Source organism: Mesorhizobium sp. WSM4819 (assembly GCF_055811215.1).
On record NZ_JBVVQO010000006.1, the window covers coordinates 82,538 to 100,925 of the forward strand.

At 61.3% G+C, this 18,388-nt stretch carries 13 protein-coding genes; 5 read left to right on the top strand and 8 right to left on the bottom strand.

The features are described from left to right. The first annotated feature begins 95 nt into the window (after window positions 1-95). Entirely contained in the window at window positions 96-3,194 is a 3,099-nt protein-coding gene (locus tag AC0L18_RS08000; RefSeq protein ID WP_473491477.1) for a CheR family methyltransferase, read from the top strand. Beyond that, entirely contained in the window at window positions 3,191-3,550 is a 360-nt protein-coding gene (locus tag AC0L18_RS08005; RefSeq protein ID WP_473491478.1) for a response regulator, read from the top strand. The genes AC0L18_RS08000 and AC0L18_RS08005 overlap by 4 nt, the downstream gene beginning before the upstream one ends. A 12-nt stretch (window positions 3,551-3,562) precedes the next feature. Here the strand turns inward: AC0L18_RS08005 and AC0L18_RS08010 are convergent, their stop codons facing one another. Continuing rightward, complete coding sequence (locus AC0L18_RS08010; protein WP_473491480.1) at window positions 3,563-3,802, bottom strand: hypothetical protein; 240 nt, start codon at window positions 3,800-3,802, stop codon at window positions 3,563-3,565. Between the two features lie 157 nt (window positions 3,803-3,959). Between AC0L18_RS08010 and AC0L18_RS08015 the strand changes: the two genes are divergently transcribed. After that, window positions 3,960-4,178, top strand: coding sequence for a hypothetical protein (locus AC0L18_RS08015; protein ID WP_023801274.1), 219 nt, complete (start codon window positions 3,960-3,962; stop codon window positions 4,176-4,178). A 1,062-nt stretch (window positions 4,179-5,240) separates the two neighbouring features. Continuing rightward, window positions 5,241-7,793 carry a caspase family protein gene (locus AC0L18_RS08020; protein WP_473491481.1) on the top strand — a complete coding sequence of 851 codons (2,553 nt, stop codon included), beginning with the start codon at window positions 5,241-5,243 and terminating at the stop codon, window positions 7,791-7,793. Between the two features lie 501 nt (window positions 7,794-8,294). Here the strand turns inward: AC0L18_RS08020 and AC0L18_RS08025 are convergent. The 4 genes from AC0L18_RS08025 to AC0L18_RS08040 form a co-directional block, all read right to left on the bottom strand. Continuing rightward, window positions 8,295-8,867 (bottom strand): DUF6931 family protein, encoded by a 573-nt coding sequence (locus AC0L18_RS08025; protein ID WP_473491482.1) that lies wholly within the window; start codon window positions 8,865-8,867, stop codon window positions 8,295-8,297. A 280-nt stretch (window positions 8,868-9,147) separates the two neighbouring features. Then, complete coding sequence (locus tag AC0L18_RS08030; protein ID WP_473491483.1) at window positions 9,148-9,948, bottom strand: alpha/beta fold hydrolase; 801 nt, start codon at window positions 9,946-9,948, stop codon at window positions 9,148-9,150. Window positions 9,949-10,443: 495 nt separating this feature from the next. Next, window positions 10,444-12,225, bottom strand: a complete 1,782-nt coding sequence (locus AC0L18_RS08035; protein ID WP_473491484.1) for a tetratricopeptide repeat protein — start codon at window positions 12,223-12,225, stop codon at window positions 10,444-10,446. 488 nt (window positions 12,226-12,713) lie between these two features. Beyond that, the gene (locus AC0L18_RS08040) at window positions 12,714-12,845 is read right to left on the bottom strand and encodes a hypothetical protein (RefSeq protein WP_473491485.1); all 132 of its coding nucleotides are present in this window, start codon (window positions 12,843-12,845) and stop codon (window positions 12,714-12,716) included. A 312-nt stretch (window positions 12,846-13,157) separates the two neighbouring features. Here AC0L18_RS08040 and AC0L18_RS08045 point away from each other — a divergent pair, with 312 nt between their 5' ends. Beyond that, complete coding sequence (locus AC0L18_RS08045) at window positions 13,158-13,688, top strand: OmpA family protein (RefSeq protein ID WP_473491611.1); 531 nt, start codon at window positions 13,158-13,160, stop codon at window positions 13,686-13,688. A 54-nt stretch (window positions 13,689-13,742) separates the two neighbouring features. On the opposite strand, the gene AC0L18_RS08050 is transcribed toward AC0L18_RS08045, so the two are convergent. From AC0L18_RS08050 to AC0L18_RS08060, 3 genes are all read right to left on the bottom strand, one after another. Beyond that, complete coding sequence (locus tag AC0L18_RS08050) at window positions 13,743-15,362, bottom strand: caspase family protein (RefSeq protein ID WP_473491487.1); 1,620 nt, start codon at window positions 15,360-15,362, stop codon at window positions 13,743-13,745. A 186-nt stretch (window positions 15,363-15,548) separates the two neighbouring features. Continuing rightward, complete coding sequence (locus AC0L18_RS08055) at window positions 15,549-17,882, bottom strand: M23 family metallopeptidase (RefSeq protein WP_473491488.1); 2,334 nt, start codon at window positions 17,880-17,882, stop codon at window positions 15,549-15,551. Then, on the bottom strand, window positions 17,879-18,385 hold the full coding sequence (locus AC0L18_RS08060) for a DUF1036 domain-containing protein (protein ID WP_287244496.1): 507 nt from the start codon (window positions 18,383-18,385) through the stop codon (window positions 17,879-17,881). Before AC0L18_RS08060 ends, AC0L18_RS08055 begins: the two co-directional genes overlap by 4 nt. Between the last annotated feature and the right edge of the window lie 3 nt (window positions 18,386-18,388).

Consider the following 18,388-nt stretch of genomic DNA (forward strand, 5'->3'; position numbering starts at 1 on the left):
CTGGGCGTTGCGTTCAGCCCGGACGTGGGCTTTGGGTCGATTTGGCGGCCTTGTCGTCTAGGCTGTTCAACCGAGGGCTTGCGGTGACATCTCAGGTGAAGAGATTTCCAATTGTGGGCGTCGGCGCGTCGGCCGGCGGCATTCCTGCAATGGAGGGCCTGTTCAAAGGCATCACCGGCCAGCCCGGCATGGCGTTCGTCATCGTCACCCATCTCAGCCCCGAGCGCGAAAGCCTGCTTCATGAGGTCGTCGGACGTTACACGCAACTCCCGGTTGTTGTCGTCGAGGACAGCACCACTGTCCTGTCCGACCACGTCTATGTTATGCCGCAAAACGTCGTTCTCACGATCGAGCGGGGAGTGCTGCACTTGCGGCCATCCAACGTGCTCAGCCGCGAGCGCAAGCCGATCGATATCTTTTTTAGCGCGTTGGCGGAGGATCAGGGCGAATATGCGGTTGGCGTCATTTTGTCGGGCGGCGATTCCGATGGCACGCTTGGCGCCAAGGCGATCAAGGAGCGTGGCGGACTGACGGTCGCCCAGGCTCCCGACGGCTACGGTCCGCGCAACCCGGACATGCCGAAAAGTGCGATCTCCAGCGGGCTGATCGACATTGCGGCGCCGGCGGAGGAGATCGGCGCGAAGCTCGAGGGGTTCGCCCGCAGCTTCGATATGCTGAACGGCGTTGCCGGAGACGGCGAGCACGAGACGGCAGAACTGGGTCGGCTCCGCGACGAGATCTACGGCATTCTGCAGGGCCAATCCGGCCACGATTTCTCAGGCTATAAGACCAAGACATTCCTGCGGCGCATCAAGCGGCGCATGCAAATCGGACAGCTTGATTCCATTGAAGAGTATGTTGAATGGCTGAAGAAGGACCCTCGCGAGGTGGCGAACCTTTTTCGTGACCTTTTGATCAACGTCACCGATTTTTTCCGTGATCCCGACGCGTTCAAGCTGCTCGAGGAGAAGGTCGTACCGCAGCTGTTCGAGGGCAAGACCGCCAGCGACGCCGTCAGGATCTGGGTGCCTGGCTGCGCCACCGGCGAGGAGGTGTTCTCGATCGGCATGCTGTTGCGCGAACACATGGAGACGCTTTCGGTTGTGCCACGCGTCCAGATATTTGCGACCGACATCGATGAGCCCGCGCTTGCGGTGGCGCGCGCGGCGCGTTACCCGGCGGCATTGCTGCAGGGCGTCTCGCCCGAGCGCAGGCAGCGTTTTTTCAGCAGCGACGGCGAGAGCCACGTGCTTGCCAACGAGGTCCGGGAGCTGTGCGTCTTTTCCCCCCACAGCGTCGTCCGCGACCCGCCGTTTTCACGCATGGACATGGTTTCATGCCGCAACCTGCTGATCTATTTCGGCTCGGACATCCAGAACCGGGTGATTCCGATCTTCCACTACGCGCTGAAGCCGGGCGGTTATCTTTTCCTCGGCACGTCCGAAAGCGTCGGCCAGCACGACAACCTCTTCGCCACCGTCGACAAGAAGCAGCGCATTTTTCAGGCGCGGGAACATGCCTCGCCACACATTAGGCTGCCGATGCTGATCGGCGATGGCCGTTCAGGCGCCTTCCTGCCTGAAGGAACGGGGCCGAACAAGCGAACCGCCAGCTATCCGCTTCGACAGGCGGTCGAGGCACAAGTGCTGGAGCGTTTCGCGCCGCCGCATGTCGTGGTGAATGGCGACGGTGACGTCGTCTACTATTCGGCGCGGACGGGCCGATATCTCGAAGCGCCGCAAGGCATTCCGAGCCGGCAGGTGCTGACTTTGGCCCGCTCCGGGCTAAGGCTCGACCTGCGCGCGGCATTGCGGGAAGCCGCCACGACGCGCCGCACCGTCGTGCGGGAAAATGTCGTCGTTGACGAGGACGACGAACAGGCCCTGTCGATCAAACTCACTGTCGAGCCCCTGGCGGAACGCGGCAAGGGCGAACGGCTTTATCTCGTCCTGTTCGAACCGACGGGGCCGGTGCAGGCGCGGTCCGATGTTGGGCCCGAAAACCGTAGCAGCGAAGGCACTGCCGATCTCGAGCGGGAGCTGCGCGAAACCCGGGAGCGACTGCAATCAACGATCGAGGAGTACGAAACCGCACTGGAAGAAGTGAAATCCTCGAACGAGGAACTGGTCTCCGTCAACGAGGAGGCGCAGTCGACCAATGAGGAGCTTGAGGCCTCGAAGGAGGAGATGCAGTCGCTCAACGAGGAGCTCAACACCATCAATTCGGAACTGACCAACAAGATAGAGGAGCTCGACCGCGCCAACAGCGATTTGCGGAATCTGTTCGAGAGCACGAAGATCGCAACCATTTTCCTCGATCGCAATCTGGTGGTGCGGACCTTTACTCCGCCGGCCTCGTCCTTCTTCAGCCTGCGTCCCTCCGACGTCGGCCGGCCGCTGACCGAGCTTTCGAGCCAGCTCGACTATCCCGAGCTGAAACAGCACATCGATGCTGTCTTCGAAACCGGAGAGACCCTGAACCATCATCTGGCGCGCGACAACCAGGGCCGGTTTTATATGGTTCGCATCAATCCCTATCGCGACAAGGACGACAGGATCCAGGGCGTCGTGGTCACGCTGGTCGATGTCACCATATTGGCCGAGACGGAAGAGCAAAACCGGGTGCTCATTTCGGAGCTGAACCACCGCGTCAAGAACATGCTGGCGGTGGTCGCCAGCATCGCCAACCGCACCCGTGAAAGTTCGGAATCGAAGGAAGAGTTCGCCGAAGCGCTGATCGGTCGCCTGCACGCCATGTCGCGGGCTTACGGTCTGCTGTCGAAGGAGCGCTGGAAAGAAGCTTCGATCAACGAACTGCTGCATCAGGAGCTCGAAGCTTTCAGCATTGACCGGTTCGAACTTGACGGCGCTGAAGTGAAGCTTAGCCCGCAACAGGGCCTTTCCCTCAGCATGGCCATTCATGAACTGGCGACCAACGCCGCCAAATATGGCGCGCTGTCGAAGCCCGAGGGCAGGATCGTGCTGAAATGGTCTGGCGAGGGCGATATGTTCACGCTCGCCTGGCGCGAGAGACACGGGCCGCCGGTCAGAAAACCTGAAGTTAGCGGATTCGGACTTTCCCTGCTGCAGGGTGAGATCGGCTACCGGCTTGGCGGAAACGTCGAGACCACCTTCAACCGTGACGGTCTTGAGGTCCAGATCACATTCCCGATGCTGCGCAAGGAGACGCCGTGACCGACCCGCTGCGCGTTCTGGTGGTCGAGGATGAATGGCTTATCGCCGAGGACGTCGCTGCTTGTCTGCGCGATTCGGGACATCAGGTGATCGGCCCGGCCCCTTCGGTGGCGGCGGCCCTTCGTCTTATCGGCGAAAATCCTGTCGACGTGGCGCTGCTGGATGTTCAACTGCATGGCGAAACGAGCCTGGCGATCGCAGAAGAACTAAAAATCCGCCATATTCCGTTCGCGTGCCTGACCGGCTTTGGGCCGCGCGATGTTCCATCCGCGTTCGCCAACGCTAGATTTGTTCGCAAGCCGGCAGATCAGGCGGCCATTCTCACAGCCTTGGCGGAATTGGTCCCGACGTCCTAGCTCGTTTGCCCTTCAGTCCAGCGGCTTTTCGGTCGGTCGCGGCGTGGCGCCTTGCTGGCGCGGCCGGCCGGCATTGCGGTTGGCCACCGGATTGTCCAGCGGAGCGGTCGAGGGGTTCGATGTTCCCGCGCTTTTCGGCGTTGGTGGCTTCGCTCCCGCATCCGTATCGTCAGCGTCCCGGCTTGGACGTCGCAAGCCGGCGGCATCTGCCTGCCGGATGGCCGGCTTCGATGTGGTATTCCTGTTGGTCATGGTGTCTCCTTCCTGCTGCGACGGAAACAACGGAGGCTTCGTTCACCGCTCGCAGCCCTGCGTGTCAACCGCCGGCACGGTGCGAAGTTCCACGACCTGCCGCTGGATGGGAACCATTTTCGATACTGGCTGTTCGGCTCGCAGGAAGGAGCCGGACATGGAGCGACGTAACGCCATACTTTCGCTGGTGATAGCAGCGATCATCATCGTCGGCTTTCTCATCGGCTTTTTGTATGCCGATATGGGCTGGCGCACCTCGCCACTCGAAAGAGCCCAGGAGCAAAACCAGGGTGGGAACGCCCCGGCCGACACCTCGCCTGCCGCGGGCATCGAAAAGAACCCCCAAGAGAATACCGAGATGCCGGATCAGCAATAACCGCGATCCTTCCGGCAGGAACCGGGCAAGCTGGATGGTCTTGCCAGAACCAATGGCTGTATCGCTGGTGATATCGTACTTACGGTGGCTGCTGGTACCCGGCTGCCAACGCAGCGGCCTCTTCGTCCGTCGTTGAAATCTCTCCTGCTGACGTAAGCGATTTCTGGCATTTGCGTATGGGAAGCACGGCGTGCTCAGTCTCCGGAGACGAGAGCCGGCCGATCCTGCTGCTTCTTGCCAACGCATCTTGATTGGCCCTTGCTGCGAGCCACTCCGCCCGCTCCCGCGGCAAGCCGATAAGGCAAATACCAGCGAAGTGCGCCGGCACATCCACGGTCGTATCGAACACGGCCCATGTGTTGGTCGGTTCCTGAACGGGCAAAAACCTCATAACAGCTCCTGCTAATATATAGCACGAACTTACGGACGGAGCACTGTTCAGGCATCAACCAAACGAAGGAGAGTTTGTCGTTTCGCCGCGGGGCCTCGGCAAAACCCTCAAAGTGTCAACTGGCCTTGGGAGCGCTGCTCGGGACCAGGAATCCACCCTTTAGCAACTCCAGGGCGTCGAGCGCCTCCTCATCCAGCAAATCTGTCAGAGCCACCCCCTCCGCGAAGACAACCCTGTCGTCGTCTATATCGTAGACCTCCCAAAGCCCTTCCTTGTTCCGTCGAATGGCGTGCCGATGCTCCATAAGCAGACGCTAATCGAGTCGCGGAAATGGTGGGTAGAGAAAATCAGCGGCAGGCGGACATTAGCAGTGGAAAACCTCAGCGCTCTGACCCGTGATGCATGCGCAAGTCAAGGCTATGCCGGCCACGCTCGATCCGAGGGGACCGTATCGACCACGAGCAAATAGCCAGGTTGAGAATCCGTTTGACGCTCATTGCGGACAGTCGGGCTCTGATGTAATTTAGGGATCGATCAAGTGAGGAATATACCGCTGTCGCGACGGCTTTTCTCTCTTTTCTGTCTCGGCAGATAGCATGCTCTCTAACGGACCTTGGCACTGCAAGCTGTGTTCTTGTGGTCGCCAGGTAACGACGGTTAAGGGATTTGCCATGCTCCGACGTTGCGGCTTCGTTGCGGCCTTGATGCTCGCAAGCGTCACGACTTTCGACGCTTCTGCAGTCGAACGAAGGGTCGCCTTTGTAATCGGCAACTCCGATTACCAGGAAATCTCGGCCCTCAAGAACCCGGCCAAAGATGTGGTGGACGTGTCCAACACGTTTCGAGCGGCTGGTTTTGATGTTTTCGTCGCGAGCAATCTTACAAAGCTGCAATTTGAAGATCAGTTCCGCAACTATCTTGCCGCCGTGGACGGCGCGGATGTGGCTGTCGTCTACTATTCCGGCCACGGCTTTCAGATCGGCGGCGAAAATTTCCTGATCCCTGTCGATGCCTCGTTGAAAGATGCGGCGGACGTCGAGGTCCAGGCAATCAAGCTGAACGATGTGCTGCAGCAGATGCGTTCGAAATCGAAGATCCAGGTGATCATCCTCGATGCCTGCCGCAACAATCCATTCCCTCGCAAGGACTATTGGCTCAGGGACCAGCTTCTTACTGCCAGCGGCACCGGACTTGCGCAAGTAAGAAGCTCACTGAATACGCTGATTGCTTTCGCCACCGAACCCGGCGCGGTCGCCTATGACGGCGCCGGCGACCTCAGTCCTTTCTCATCGGCGTTTTCTCGTCGCGCGCTCGCCCCGAACCAGGAGATCCGCACGGTCATGTCGGCCGTCCGCCGGGATGTGGTTGAGGTTACCAAGGGCCTGCAGGTTCCCTGGGAGAACTCGTCGCTGATCGACGAAGTCGTTCTGATGCGTCGCATCAGCCGCCCATCGCTGCCGCCGGTATTGGAGAAAGTCGTGCTGTCCGGGGCAGGCCCCATCGATCTGGACCTCCCGGAACCGGTCCAGGTCGATGGCGGGACAATAACCGTCAGCATCGAAAGACCACCCGCCTTGGGACGCCTGATGCTGGACGGCAAGGTCATCGAGGCGGGAGACCTGATCCAGGGCAAGGATCTGCCGCGTTTGCAGTTGGATGTCCCCAAGGGAACTGGCGAGCCGGAAGAGATGGATATGCTGGCCTACGCCGCACGCGACAGTTGGGGCGGCGAAGCCAAGGGCATGCTGGTGTTCCGGGTCAAGAGTGGCGAAGGAGCCGAGGGCGAACAGGTGATGGCCTCGCTCGAAGCCGAGCAGAAGCAGCAGGTGCTGCAGCGCGGCATTCATGTCACCGGTGCGGCCGAGGCGATCGAGAACCGGGACGTCGACGCCCCGGTCGGCGTCGGCGCCGTTGCCCTGAACCTCGACGTCCCGACAGACGATGCGGCGGTCAGCCTGAAAGTCACAAACTATCCGGCAACGGGGACGCTCTCCCTGCCGGATCGGACCCTGTCGCCCGAATCGAGCTTGACGGTCGGCGAAGTCGAGGGGCTGCGCTATGAACCCCAGATCGGAGCCAGCGCACCGGTCGAGATCGCCTTCGAAATTCGGGCGGACAGCGGCGCAGCCAAACCCGCCAGTATGAAACTGTCGCCAAGCGTCGATCCGTGCGACCTGGCTGCCGGCGAACCTCTCGACCTTCAAGGCGTCGTCCCCGGCCTGCTGCCAAATGAAATCGGCGCCGACGCGGTAAAGCTCTGCGAGGCTGCGGTGAAGGCGTATCCCGATGTCGCCCGCTTCCGTTATGAACTGGGACGCGCGCTGCTTGCAGCCGGCAAGGTCGACCAGGCCAGGAAAGCCATACAACAGGCCGCCGACAGGGGGCATGTGCGCGCGGTGTTCGAACTCGGCTACCTCTACGCGACGGGAACGGGCCAGGCTGTCGACCGCAAGCAGGCCAACACCTTCTACGCCGCTGCGGCCGACAAGGGCGATCCCTACGGGATGACGTCGTGGGGTCGTGCCCTGTTCCATGGCTACGGCGTCGAGCGCGACACCGGCAAGGGGCTGGATCTGCTGCTCAAGGCGGCATCGATGGGGCACACCTATGCCATGAACGATCTCGCGGCGATCTTCACCGAAGGCCGCAACGGCGTGCCCGCCGATCAGGCCCGCGCGGTTGCCTTCCTGGAGGCCGGCGTCCAGCGCCAGGACATGTATTCGATGAACTTGCTCGGTCGCAATTACCTCAGCGGCAGGGGCGTCGAAAAGGATCCGAAGGCTGCGCTGGCGCTTTTTCAGAAGGCCATCGACCTCGGCCAGCCCTATGCGCCGGGCAGTCTTGCGCGCATGTACCGTGATGGCGTTGGCGTCGAGCAGAACCTTGATGAAGCCCAACGCCTGTTTGAACTGGCAACCTCGCGCGGTGATCAGTCCGGCGCCTATGATCGCGCGGCCCTCGAGATGCAAAAGGGCGACAAGGCTGACCAGGCCGTCGCCGTGCGTTTCCTGGCATTCACAGTTGCGCTCGATCTTCGCAATGAGCTGCCTGACGCCCGGGCGACGTTGGCGCAATTCGGGGCCAAGCCGAAAGCGGCGGCGTTGAAGCAGCTGCGTGGGGAACTCAAGTCGAAGATTCCGTTGAGCGGTTCTGTCGACAAGCAACTCGTCAAGGTGGCCAGGGCGGTCTGGGAACAAGCCAATCCGCGTCGGGATTTGTTCTGATCAACAAGGAGGCAATGGTGGGCAGAAATCTGAAGCAGGCAACAATCGGGATAACTCTGTCCATCGCCTTGGCCGGGGTCATGGGCTGCACATCCTGGCCACCCCTTCAACCGACGCCGCTGGTGGCGACGCCCGAGCCGGCGCCGAAGGTCGTTCGCAGAGCCGCGGCGCCGCGGAAGGTCGTCAACCCCGCTCCCAAACAGGTGGCCGCCAGGAAAGTGGTTAGTCCGGCCGCGGACGAGCCTGCTGCCGCACGTCCCGTAATCATTCCTTCTTCGGGAGGAGGCGGGGGTGCCGGAAGTGGCGGGAGTGGCGGGAGCAGCGGAGGCGGCGGCGGCTGGGGAGGATAGCGTTGAATGGCTGCTGCAAGTAAGCCAAACAACTAGAGCATTCTGCAGCCACGTGGGGTCACTTGGCGTCGCACAATGCAGCTAAATCAGATAGCTAGAGCCTGATTCTCGTTCAATTTGGACGTATCCCGTTCGCGGACACGGCTACGGTCTAACTCGCATCCGCTGACTGGCGCAGTGCCTCTGTCTCTGCCATCTGGATACCCATTTCGACAAACGCGGAAAGAACTGAAAAGCGGTCCTCCAACGCCACACGTGCCAGTCCGGCCAAAACCCCCGCGCTCACAGCGCTGGCGGCTGGCGGCAAGGCCGATGGCGCTGGCGCCTCCATAGCTGACCCGTTGCCATGCCGTCCTACAGCCAGGGCAATCCACGCGGCCGGCGTTGTTGGCGGCATTGCCGCAGCCTCGCTCACTTCCGGGCCATGGTGAGGGCTCTCCGGTTGGCTGACCCAGTCACGAACAACCGCGAGCAATTCCTGATCCCTGCTGTCGAGCAGAACGGTGAGATGGCTCAGGCATTCATGGGCCCACCACACCGCAGCCCGCTCGGGAAGCAGATAGGCACAGAACGTAATCGCCTCCTCTGGCACCCGCCCGGCCAGCAGGGCGCGGCAAAATTCGATTGAAGGCTGTTCGGTCGGAAGTGCCACCATGTCCCTGGAAACAGCGGGGCAGGCCATGAAAAGGTCCCGTGCCGTTTTGAATCGAAGCTCATTGGCCATGGCGACACGCTCTCCCCAGGGAACAATCGACACTGAAGCCCTGGATACGGGGCGGGTCAAGTCTCCAGTCCCTAGTGGTGAAAATCTGACGGTTGATACCCAAATCGAATTGCAGCAATGGGTGGGAAGTTGCCCCACAACAGGTTTAACCTGAACGACAGGATTGCGCGCCAGGAGCCGACATTCCAGCTGAACTACTGGGCACTGGAGACGTCTCTCACCGACTGGCCGTAGGTAACCGAGAACATGCACAGGGCGCGCCCCGTGCCTGAAGTGCTTGTCAACTCTGGTCTATAAAGGTCTCGAGATCGGCTGCGACGCGTTGGGGCCGTTCCCAATTCGGACAATGTCCGGTCTCCGGGTAGCTGAGCAGTTTGGATCCTCGGATCGCGGTCACGAGGCGATCCTGATCGTTTCTGGAAAAGAGCACGTCGCGTTCGCCCCACATGAGGAGCGTCGGTGTGACACTCCGAGAAAGTTGCTCCGTGTCATCGTAAGCGAGCAAACCGTCGAGCACGCCGCGCCAACGCCAAGCCGCCAGCTTCAGGCTTTCGGCAACGATCCGTTCGAAGAACGATTCGGGCAGGGGTACGTGCGCGGTGCTCGCCTGAAAATCGCGGGCGAACTCCACCGGCACCGGGTCTGGTAGCTCCATCAGTGTGGCCTGGACCTCCCGCGTGACCGGAGTGGCGGCCGACACACCAGTGCCGATCAAGACCAAGCGTGCGACTCGTTCGGGATTTGTGATCGCGACGTGTCGCGCGACGAAACTTCCGAAAGAGTGTCCGACGATGGTGGCGCGCTCGATGGAAACAGCGTCGAGAAACGCGACGGCATCAGCGGCGAATTCGTCGATCCCGTAACCGGCATCCAGCGCTTCCGAGTCACCGAAACCTCGCTGATCCAGGACAAATGCATGAACCCGATGCGACAGCAACGGCAGAATACTGCTGAACGAGAACCAAGAGTCCGGCCACCCGTGCAGAAAGAGGATCGGATCGCCGTCAGCATTGCCCTGTTCCGCGTAGTGAATCTGTGGACCCGTCGCCAGTCGAACAGTTGCGAATCGCAGGTCTCCCATCAACCAAACTCCGCTTTCTGAGTTGAAATTGCCTGCCGGCCACACATCTTCGGGGCGTTTGCCATGTCGCTCTTTCAGCCGAGCGCAACCCGCTTACCAGCGGCAGCGCCTTCTTGAATATCTGTCACACCTTGGACCGTGCTGCTCCCATTTCGCAACATTCGCACCACTCCAACGGTTGGAAGCTGCTGCGGTCGGCAGTTCCGTCTGACGTAATCCGTTCTTGTCTCGGCAGTTTCTCTGGATCGACGCCAGAGTGTTTCGTTCGTTTCAGCAGGACACAGAGCTCGCATGTCGCGCTACCGTCGCGCAGCGGACGCGTGGTCCCTCGGCCTAACAGTCGCTCACAATCTTTGGCGTGGAGGCCGAGTATCGTATTGACTTGATGAACGGCCGCGCGCCTCGACCGGATTTTTGGCCGGCAGCCCTGCGGGAAGTGAAATCCCCCTCCGGCCGTTGACCGGAGGGAGAGAAATCCCCTGCGGGAAAGGCCCGTCACAGCCGCTCCAGCGTCAGCGTGGCGGGGTCGCCACGCCAGGCTTTGGCGAGTTCATCGGCGGCCTTGGCCTCGGCGGCGGTGTCGCGCCTGGCCTTTGCCGTTTCCTTGAGGCCGAACAGCGCCCAGGCGCTGCCGCGCGCCTTGTCGAGCGCGGCCCGGAACTCCTTCTCGGCCTCTTCCGGATGGCCGGTACGCAGCAGGGCAGCGCCCAGCGACTGCCTCACCGGATAATACCAGTAGGGCGGCTCCATGTAGGGGATCGTTTCCTCGACCTCGGCGGCCTTCCTCCAGATCGCCACGGCGCCCTCCAGGTTACCGTCGGCCTCGGCCGCGCGTGCCCGCACCGTTGCCTCAGCTACCTGCAGCACGGCCAGCGCCGGGATTCCCCAGGCGTCATGGGTCGACCAGTCGGTCTCCGCCGCGATGCGGTGAATGGCGTCGGCCTCGCCGCGCGCGGCGGCAATATCCTTCTTTGCCGCCAAGGCGGCGCCGCGCATATAATGCTGGACTGCCTTCACATAGGCTGGCGCGTCCGCCTGCACCGGCTTGGCTAGGACCATGTCTGGGTCGCCGTATTGCGCCCAGGCGAAATAAGGCGCCGCCTTGACCGGCTGCACGATCGGGATCGCAGCGGCGATCTCGTTGGTGAGCAGCGTGTCCAGCTTCTCGGCCTGGTCTAAGACCGTCGGCGCGTCACCCAGAAGCTGCGCCGAGACCATCACGAAGTGGACATTGTGAGAATAATAGCCGATCGGGTAGACACCGACCGCACCGGTATCGGCAATGTAGGTCTCGTCGACCTTTGCGGCGGCGACGTTAGATGCGAGCGAGTCGGCGTAGCGGCCGACCCGATGGTAGATGTGGCTCGGCATGTGGACGATGTGCCCGGCACCCGGCATCAGCGCGGCGAGTCGCTCGGCATAGGGCTCGGCCCGCTCCGGGCGGTCGGAAGCCTCCACCAGATGTATGTAGAGGTGAATCGCCCAGGCATGGTCGGGCTTTTTCGTCAGCACGGCTTCCAGCCGCTTCTGAGCGTCAGCTGTGCGGCCCTTCGGCTCCTTGCCGCCGGGCTGCCAATAGTCCCATGGCTGGGTGTCCATGGCCGCTTCCGCCGCGATCATGGCGAGTTCCAGATCGTGGGGATATTTGTCGGACAGGGCGGCCATGGCATCGGCGAAGGCCGCATCGAGCGCTTTGCGATCCGCGTTGGGATCGTCCGAGTAGCGGGCGGCGACGGCATCGATGAGGCCACGCTCCTTGTCGGTCGCCGCTGAGGCGAGCGACTGTGCTTTTTTCAGCGCGGCGACGGCCGGTGCGTTCGCGGCAGGGTCCATCGGCACGTTGATGTTGGGTCCGAGTACAAGTGCTTCGCCGAGGAAGCACATCGCGCAACCCGGATCGAGACGCTGCGCCTTGCGGAAGGCGCGACGCGCCTCGGCGTGGTTGAAGTTGGCGGCCTGCCTCAGGCCCTGGTCGAAAAATTTCTGCGCGTCCGGGTTCTTCGTGCTGATCGGCCAGGTGAGCGTGCCGAGGTTGTCCCAAAGCGGCGGCTCGGCATCCTCGTAGGCCTTGACCGCCTCGGCGATGGGCGATTCGAGCGGTAGCGTCGCGGCGACGCAGTGCGACATGGACAAGTCCTTCGGGAGCGGCACTCGCGTGGCGGCGGCAAGCTGAATACTGGCCGGGCCGCCGGCCGCATACGCGATGGCGCCGGCGCCGAAACCTATGACTAAGAGTGTGGTCCATCCCGCGCCAGGCAGGAACTTGCGCAATTTCATGTGAGCCTCCCATTGATTGCGGGCCGCGCCGGCGTCACGTTCTGGCGGCGCGCTCCCGCTTGCCTGGAATCTACGCCCCGGATGTTTCAGTCGTTGTTCTTGAGCGGTGCTGAAATGTTTCGATTGTATCACAATGCTCATTCCCCCTTGGGCTAGAAACCGTGCGACGTCGTGTCGGCGAGACTCTATCTTTCATGGGCGCCTCCGAGATGGACGTCCGGGCCAATACCTCTCATGTAAGTGCCTCGGTCGAGGTCTGCCTTGCCCGCGCCGGGCGCGTCACGTCCACCATCGTGCGGCAGCTCGCGCATTTCGATCGAGCCTCAGCCGGCTTTGTGCATCAACTCCTCGGCCTTATCGAGGCGCCACTTGCGGGCCCGCCTAAGGAAGGACTGGTTTACGGGGCTGTGGGGCTTCAGCGCCAACCGCTCGTTGGCGAGGGCTTCCGTCAGGCGGGTCAGGCCCGCGCGCAGCGGCCTCAGCCAGCGTCAGTCGATGACGTCGCGCTGGGCGTGGCTGCCGCCGAAGCTATTGGCGATGAACCGTGTGCTATGGAGGCGATCGGCGGCCCTCTCGTAGTCGCCACGCCAGAATGCCGCGAATCCTTCGATCAGAGGCACTGCGGTCCGTCGCCCCCATTCGGCGATATCGGATCCCTCGGCAACGCTCCGGTAAGCCGAAACAAGCCGATCGACATCGCTGTCTCGGCCGGCACCCAGACAAAATCCGCATTCGGCCGATTTGCGGTCATAGCTTGTTCTATCCTGAAGGGCAGGAAAGGGTCGTCTCGCGTCCTTTTACATGGGTACCAAGCGTCAGGTCTTCACGACTAGCAAGATGCAACTGCCCTCGACGTTTTGACAGACAACCGCTTCGCAATTTGGTATTGTCCGCAGTCGATGAAATCGATGCTCAAGACAGGAGTAACCGTTATGCGGTCGGGCAGTTTAGCCTTCGTGTTTACGGTCGCGTTTTATTCGACCCACGCTTTTGCTGATCCACTTCAGAAATCAGAAGACATCGTGAAGTTTTTTGACGCGGCGAGCGAGCTCGGCCCGCCGCGTGGAATTTGCGTCGGCACCGAAGAAGAGTGCAACAGCAAGAACAAGGCAGCGCCTGCCGAAAAAACCAGCCTCGACATGCTGATCAATTTCGGCCTTGATTCTGCGGAACTCGATGCGACTGCCCGCGCTGAACTGGACGAGTTCGCCAAGGCACTGAAGGACCGCCGACTGAGCACTTTGAACTTCGTTGTCGAGGGTCATACCGATGCAACCGGCTCGGAGCGCTACAACGAGGGGCTGTCGGAACGCAGAGCCAGATCGGTAACAACCTTCCTGACCTCCAACGGCATCGATCCTGCCCGCATCAAAGCGACAGGCCTGGGCGAAGCCAGTCCGCGCAACCCCAATCCATTCGATCCGGTAAACCGCCGGGTGGAAATGCGGATAAGGACCGAGTAGGGCCGCTCCGACCACCGAGGCACGGCCCGCGTCGACACGCCTGAAACTGGCTCGTCAGTTGTTGTTGAGCACGCCACCCACGGCCACACCGGTGCCGAAAATCAGCGCCTTGGTCAGGAAGTCGTTGTTGTCCGGCGGCGGAACATCCCGTCGAACCTCGACCTGCTGCCTGCGGGGCTTCTGTGCCACCACCGGCTTTTGTGTGCGGGCCTTCTGTGCCACCGGCTTCTTTGTGCGGGCCTGCTGCACCTGTTTCTTCGGCTGTGCTCGAGCCAGATCGGCAGCGTAGCTGGCGCGCACCGAATCCATCATTGGATCCGTCTGGATCACCAGGAACGTCAGTTGCTCGCGTGTCAAAAAGGTCGTCTGCGGCAGGCCGTTTTTCGCTTGCCAGATGCCGATTGCTTGGCGGGTTTTTGGGCCTATGTTTCCGTCAATACGGCCAAGCTCGTTGCCCAAGGCTTCGATGCGCAACTGCAGATCGATACGGCCCTGGCGATCGAGACCGATCGCGCTCTCCGTCAACTCGGTGCCCGGGGCCCGCTTCACCTCGTCCGAGACCCCAACCGAGGTGCGAACGGCTGAGCCGGAAATTGCGTTGGCCTCGTCCTCATCGACTGCCGGGAGCTGCCGATCTTCGGCCTTCGGTTCGTTCAACTGGTCAATGTTCAGCCGTGCCACCGTGGCGAAGCGGCCGCTCGGAAACTGTTCAAGATAGGCTTCGTAGAACGGAATGGAATTGCGCTTGGAAGCTTCGTCCCACAGACGCTGCTCAACCTCCCAGGAAGGAGGCTCGTTGGTCACCGGGGCAGGCGCCGGTGTCATCGCGCCGGACGCACCAGCGATCGGTTTTGTGGCAGGCGCTGCTTCCGCTTTGGACTGTCCCAGGAAGACCTCGCGTCCCAGTGATGCGTTGTGCCAAGGTCTTTGGCGACCTTGTGTCGTTTCGGTCACCTGGCCGCGCACACGCGTCAGCGCGCTCTGGATTTCAACGCCAGGTTCAGTCAGGTGTCTGGCGAGCGCCGCGGAGTAGGGACTGTTTACGCCGTTGCCGTCGAAAGCGATGGCGCCGGGGTCGGTTGCATACGCAATCAAGACTCCGCCGGTTCCCACGCCGTCCGATCTTGCTTCAATCGGCGCCAGTCCGGAGCCAAACGAGGCGGAACGGCTCTTCGGCATCGAGGCGGCCAGCGTCCTGGCCAATGGATTGTCGCGGCAGGCATCGAGGATGATGACGCCGATCGCCGGCTCGGCTGGTAACGCTGCCATGAAGTCGTCGATCTGAACGGTGCGGGTCTTGAGATGAGCGGGCGATGTCAGTTCGGCGTCTATCGGAATCAAGAAATTCTTGCCGTCGACCTGCATGCCGTGGCCGGCATAGAAAATGACGGCGAGCTCGGCATCGTAGGATTGCTCGGTAAACCGACTGATGAGGCTGTGCATGCCTGCATTGTCTTGATCGAGCCCCTCGATCACCTGGAAGCCGGCATTGCGTAGCGTGGATGCGATGAGGTGCGCATCGTTGGCGGGATTGGGCAAGGCAACGGCATGGACATATTCACTGTTGCCGATGACCAGTGCCACGCGTTTGGCATCAGGCGCGGCAGCCTCGGCTCCAAGCGACGTGATGACAAACAGGACAAACCCGCTCAGAAAGACGGCAAATGCTTTCATGGTCCAGCCCTCCGCCCCACCGGGGCGCACTATCGATGTCTGCGCATGCCAAAATGGCTCCTGGGCGTATGTGATCTCGACCACAGTTTTGGTTCACAAAGGCCCGAAAAAAGTTGGCTATAGTAGCACTTGGCAGCAGGAACGCCAATGGACTAACGGCAAACTCGCGCGCCTCGAGAAGCAGGTTCAAAGGGTATTCTGCATCGAGCCTATGAGAGCCGTGATCGCCTGCTTGTATTTTTCGAACTCGGGCGATGTCTGCCGGACTTCCGTCGTTGTCGTTGTTTGTTGGCTCACTTCAACCATCGCCGGGCTCAGCTTCCGCCCCATTTTCCTTTCGGCCCAGCTCACGACATAGCTGGCGGACTTGCCGGTGAGAAACGGGTTGGCTTGAATGACGGCCGATCCGAGCACGGCGCTCAATTGCGCCGAGCCCGGCGACGACAACACTTGATGGGCGCCTTCCATCCCCAGGAAATGACAGAGATAAAGCCGGCCGGCTGTGATCTGGTGGCCGCGTGCCCGAAGATAGGCTTCGCCTTCGCGCGCCAGATTGCTGACCATCTCGCGCGAGATGGTGGCGTCAAAACGCAGAGCGAGCAGGTCGGCGGTTGACAGTGTCCGCGCCAGCTCGGGGCGGTAGGTGTTCATCATCCGGATCCACGTCTTGGTTATGAACTGACCGGCGCCGGTCGCCGAAGAAAGTGGGTTCTTGGCGCGGGCTTTGCCGCCGCTTTCGACTTGAACGATACGCTCGGTCAGCGTTTCGACAGCGGAAGCGTCCGTCGCGATTGCCGTAACCGTGCCCAACGGATCGATCGCCTGCCCATTGCGATAGAGCTCGAAATGCAGGTGCGGCCCGGTCGAAAGACCGGTGGTGCCGATATAGCCAATGATATCGCCTGCCTTCACCTTCGCGCCGACACCACCCTTGTCCGCGAATTTCTGCATATGCGCATAGCGCGTCTCGCTGCCGTCCCCATGCGAGATCTTCACCAGGTTGCCGTAACCACTTCCATCGCCCTGAAAGACGATTTCGCCGTCGAAGGCGGCGGCTATCGGCGTGCCCAGAGGCGCCGCCCAATCCACGCCCTTGTGGATACGAACGGTTCCGAGGATTGGGTGCTTGCGTGGGCCGAAAGTCGAGGTCATGACCCCGTTGACCGGGGTGACCATGCCGTTCGCCACTGTCAACGAGCGAACCTGATCGTCGCCGCTGACGCATGCAAACTGGCGGTCGGTCTGCTGGAACACGAAACAGTCGAGGCTTTTTTCGCTACCCTGGACGCCAACATACAGCACCCGTCCGGCCGTCTCTTCCTTGCCACGCGGTTTTTGCGAATAGATCAGGACCAGACGCTGGTCTTCGCTGGCGAAGGCATCCAGATCCTGTCCTCGCGACAGATACATGATCGCTTCTCCGATCACGCCGGTCGGAACCTTGTTGCGCGCTGCTGTCGAGTAGATCGCGTCGAGCAGCCGGTATTGCCTTTTATGCGTGCCTTGCGCCTGTGCGCCCGAGTAGTTGAACAAATCTTCGCGGACCCACGGGTCGACACCGGACACAAACACACCGGCGGCATTGCGCGTCAGCGTACCGACAAATACGTTCCTGGCGTAGATCGAGACCTGCATGAGGGACATGGTTGTCGTCTCGCGCGTCGGTCTGAAACCGCGCATGGCGACGACATGACCTGGCTCAAGGCTTTCCCGATTGAAAAGCGCCTTCAGCGCCTCGCCTGCCAGCCTGGCATCCTCGGCGGAGAAATGCGCATCGAGCGCAACGCTGTCCAGGCTGCGGTCGTTGAGGATCTTTACGAAAATGTCCTCGGTAGCCTCGTATCGTTGATGTTCACTGATGACATTTGCAACGCTTGTGTTGTTTTCGATCTGGGTTTTCTGGAACGCGGGAAGGGCTGCCTCGCCTGAATCGATTGTTTCGCCCCAACCTGCTTCGGCATCATCGACACCCCCCTGCGGGTCCGAAGCAACCGGAGCCTCGTTTGGAACGGGCGGTGGCTGAACGTCGTTTTGCAACTCGTTGGATGGCGCCGGCGCGGTCTGTCGCTGCGCCTGGAAGAATGCGAAATCTTCTTGCGTGGACGGTATCGTCGTCATGAACTTTTCGCTGGCGCTAAGCATCACGTCGGACAGAATCTCGATCTGCGGAGAAACGCCGGCCTGGTCGAGTTCTGCCGGGCGCGGGATGACTTGGCTTTTTGTTGCGCCGCCGGTGTCGGGCGCAAGCGTGATCCACATCGGGTCGCCTGCGAGATCGATGATGGCAGGCACATAGACAGATGCGTCGGCCGGCACATCGTCGGTTCCCTCGACGGCATGCAACTCCTCATCCTCGTCGCCAAACGACCAATAATCCGCGGTTAGATAGAAGCCGGCAGCGATCGACAACAGGGCAACCACAGCAAGCCCGGCAAGCAGCCTGCGCCAGAGCCTGCGCCTGCGCAGGGCGGCGCGGGCCTGCTTTTTCAACTTGAAGCTTGTGTCGATACTGTGCGTCACGGATTGCTTCCGGTCAGAAAGAAGGTCCACCGCGCCTGTTCAAGCGTATCGACTTCGAGAAATCGTGCGGCGATATGGCCGCGCTGCCAGCATTCATCGATGCCGCGTATCGAGAAACGCCGCCGGTCGATGCACATTTCGGTCGACCCGGTCAGGGTCGCATGGCCAAAGACGTCCGTTGCATAGATGTAGATGTAGCGGTTCGAAAGTTCCTCGCGGATGACGTTGACGCACTGATTTGCGCCGATGGTCCACCAGCCATCGGTCTGGTCGGCATTGTCGACTTTTTGGCCGACAGCGAGATTGACGACGTCGAGCGTCTGATTGCAGACGGTGAATTCGGCGCGCGCTTCGTGAGGCGACAGGAGAGCCAGCAATGTCGCGCCCAATATGACCGCAAGTCTGATACGGCCGCTCGGGACAAGCAGGCCGCGAAGCCGGTCACGCTGATTGTTGGGCGGCACAGCGGGCAGGAAGGAAAAGCGCGAGCGGCGGTGGGCCATCGG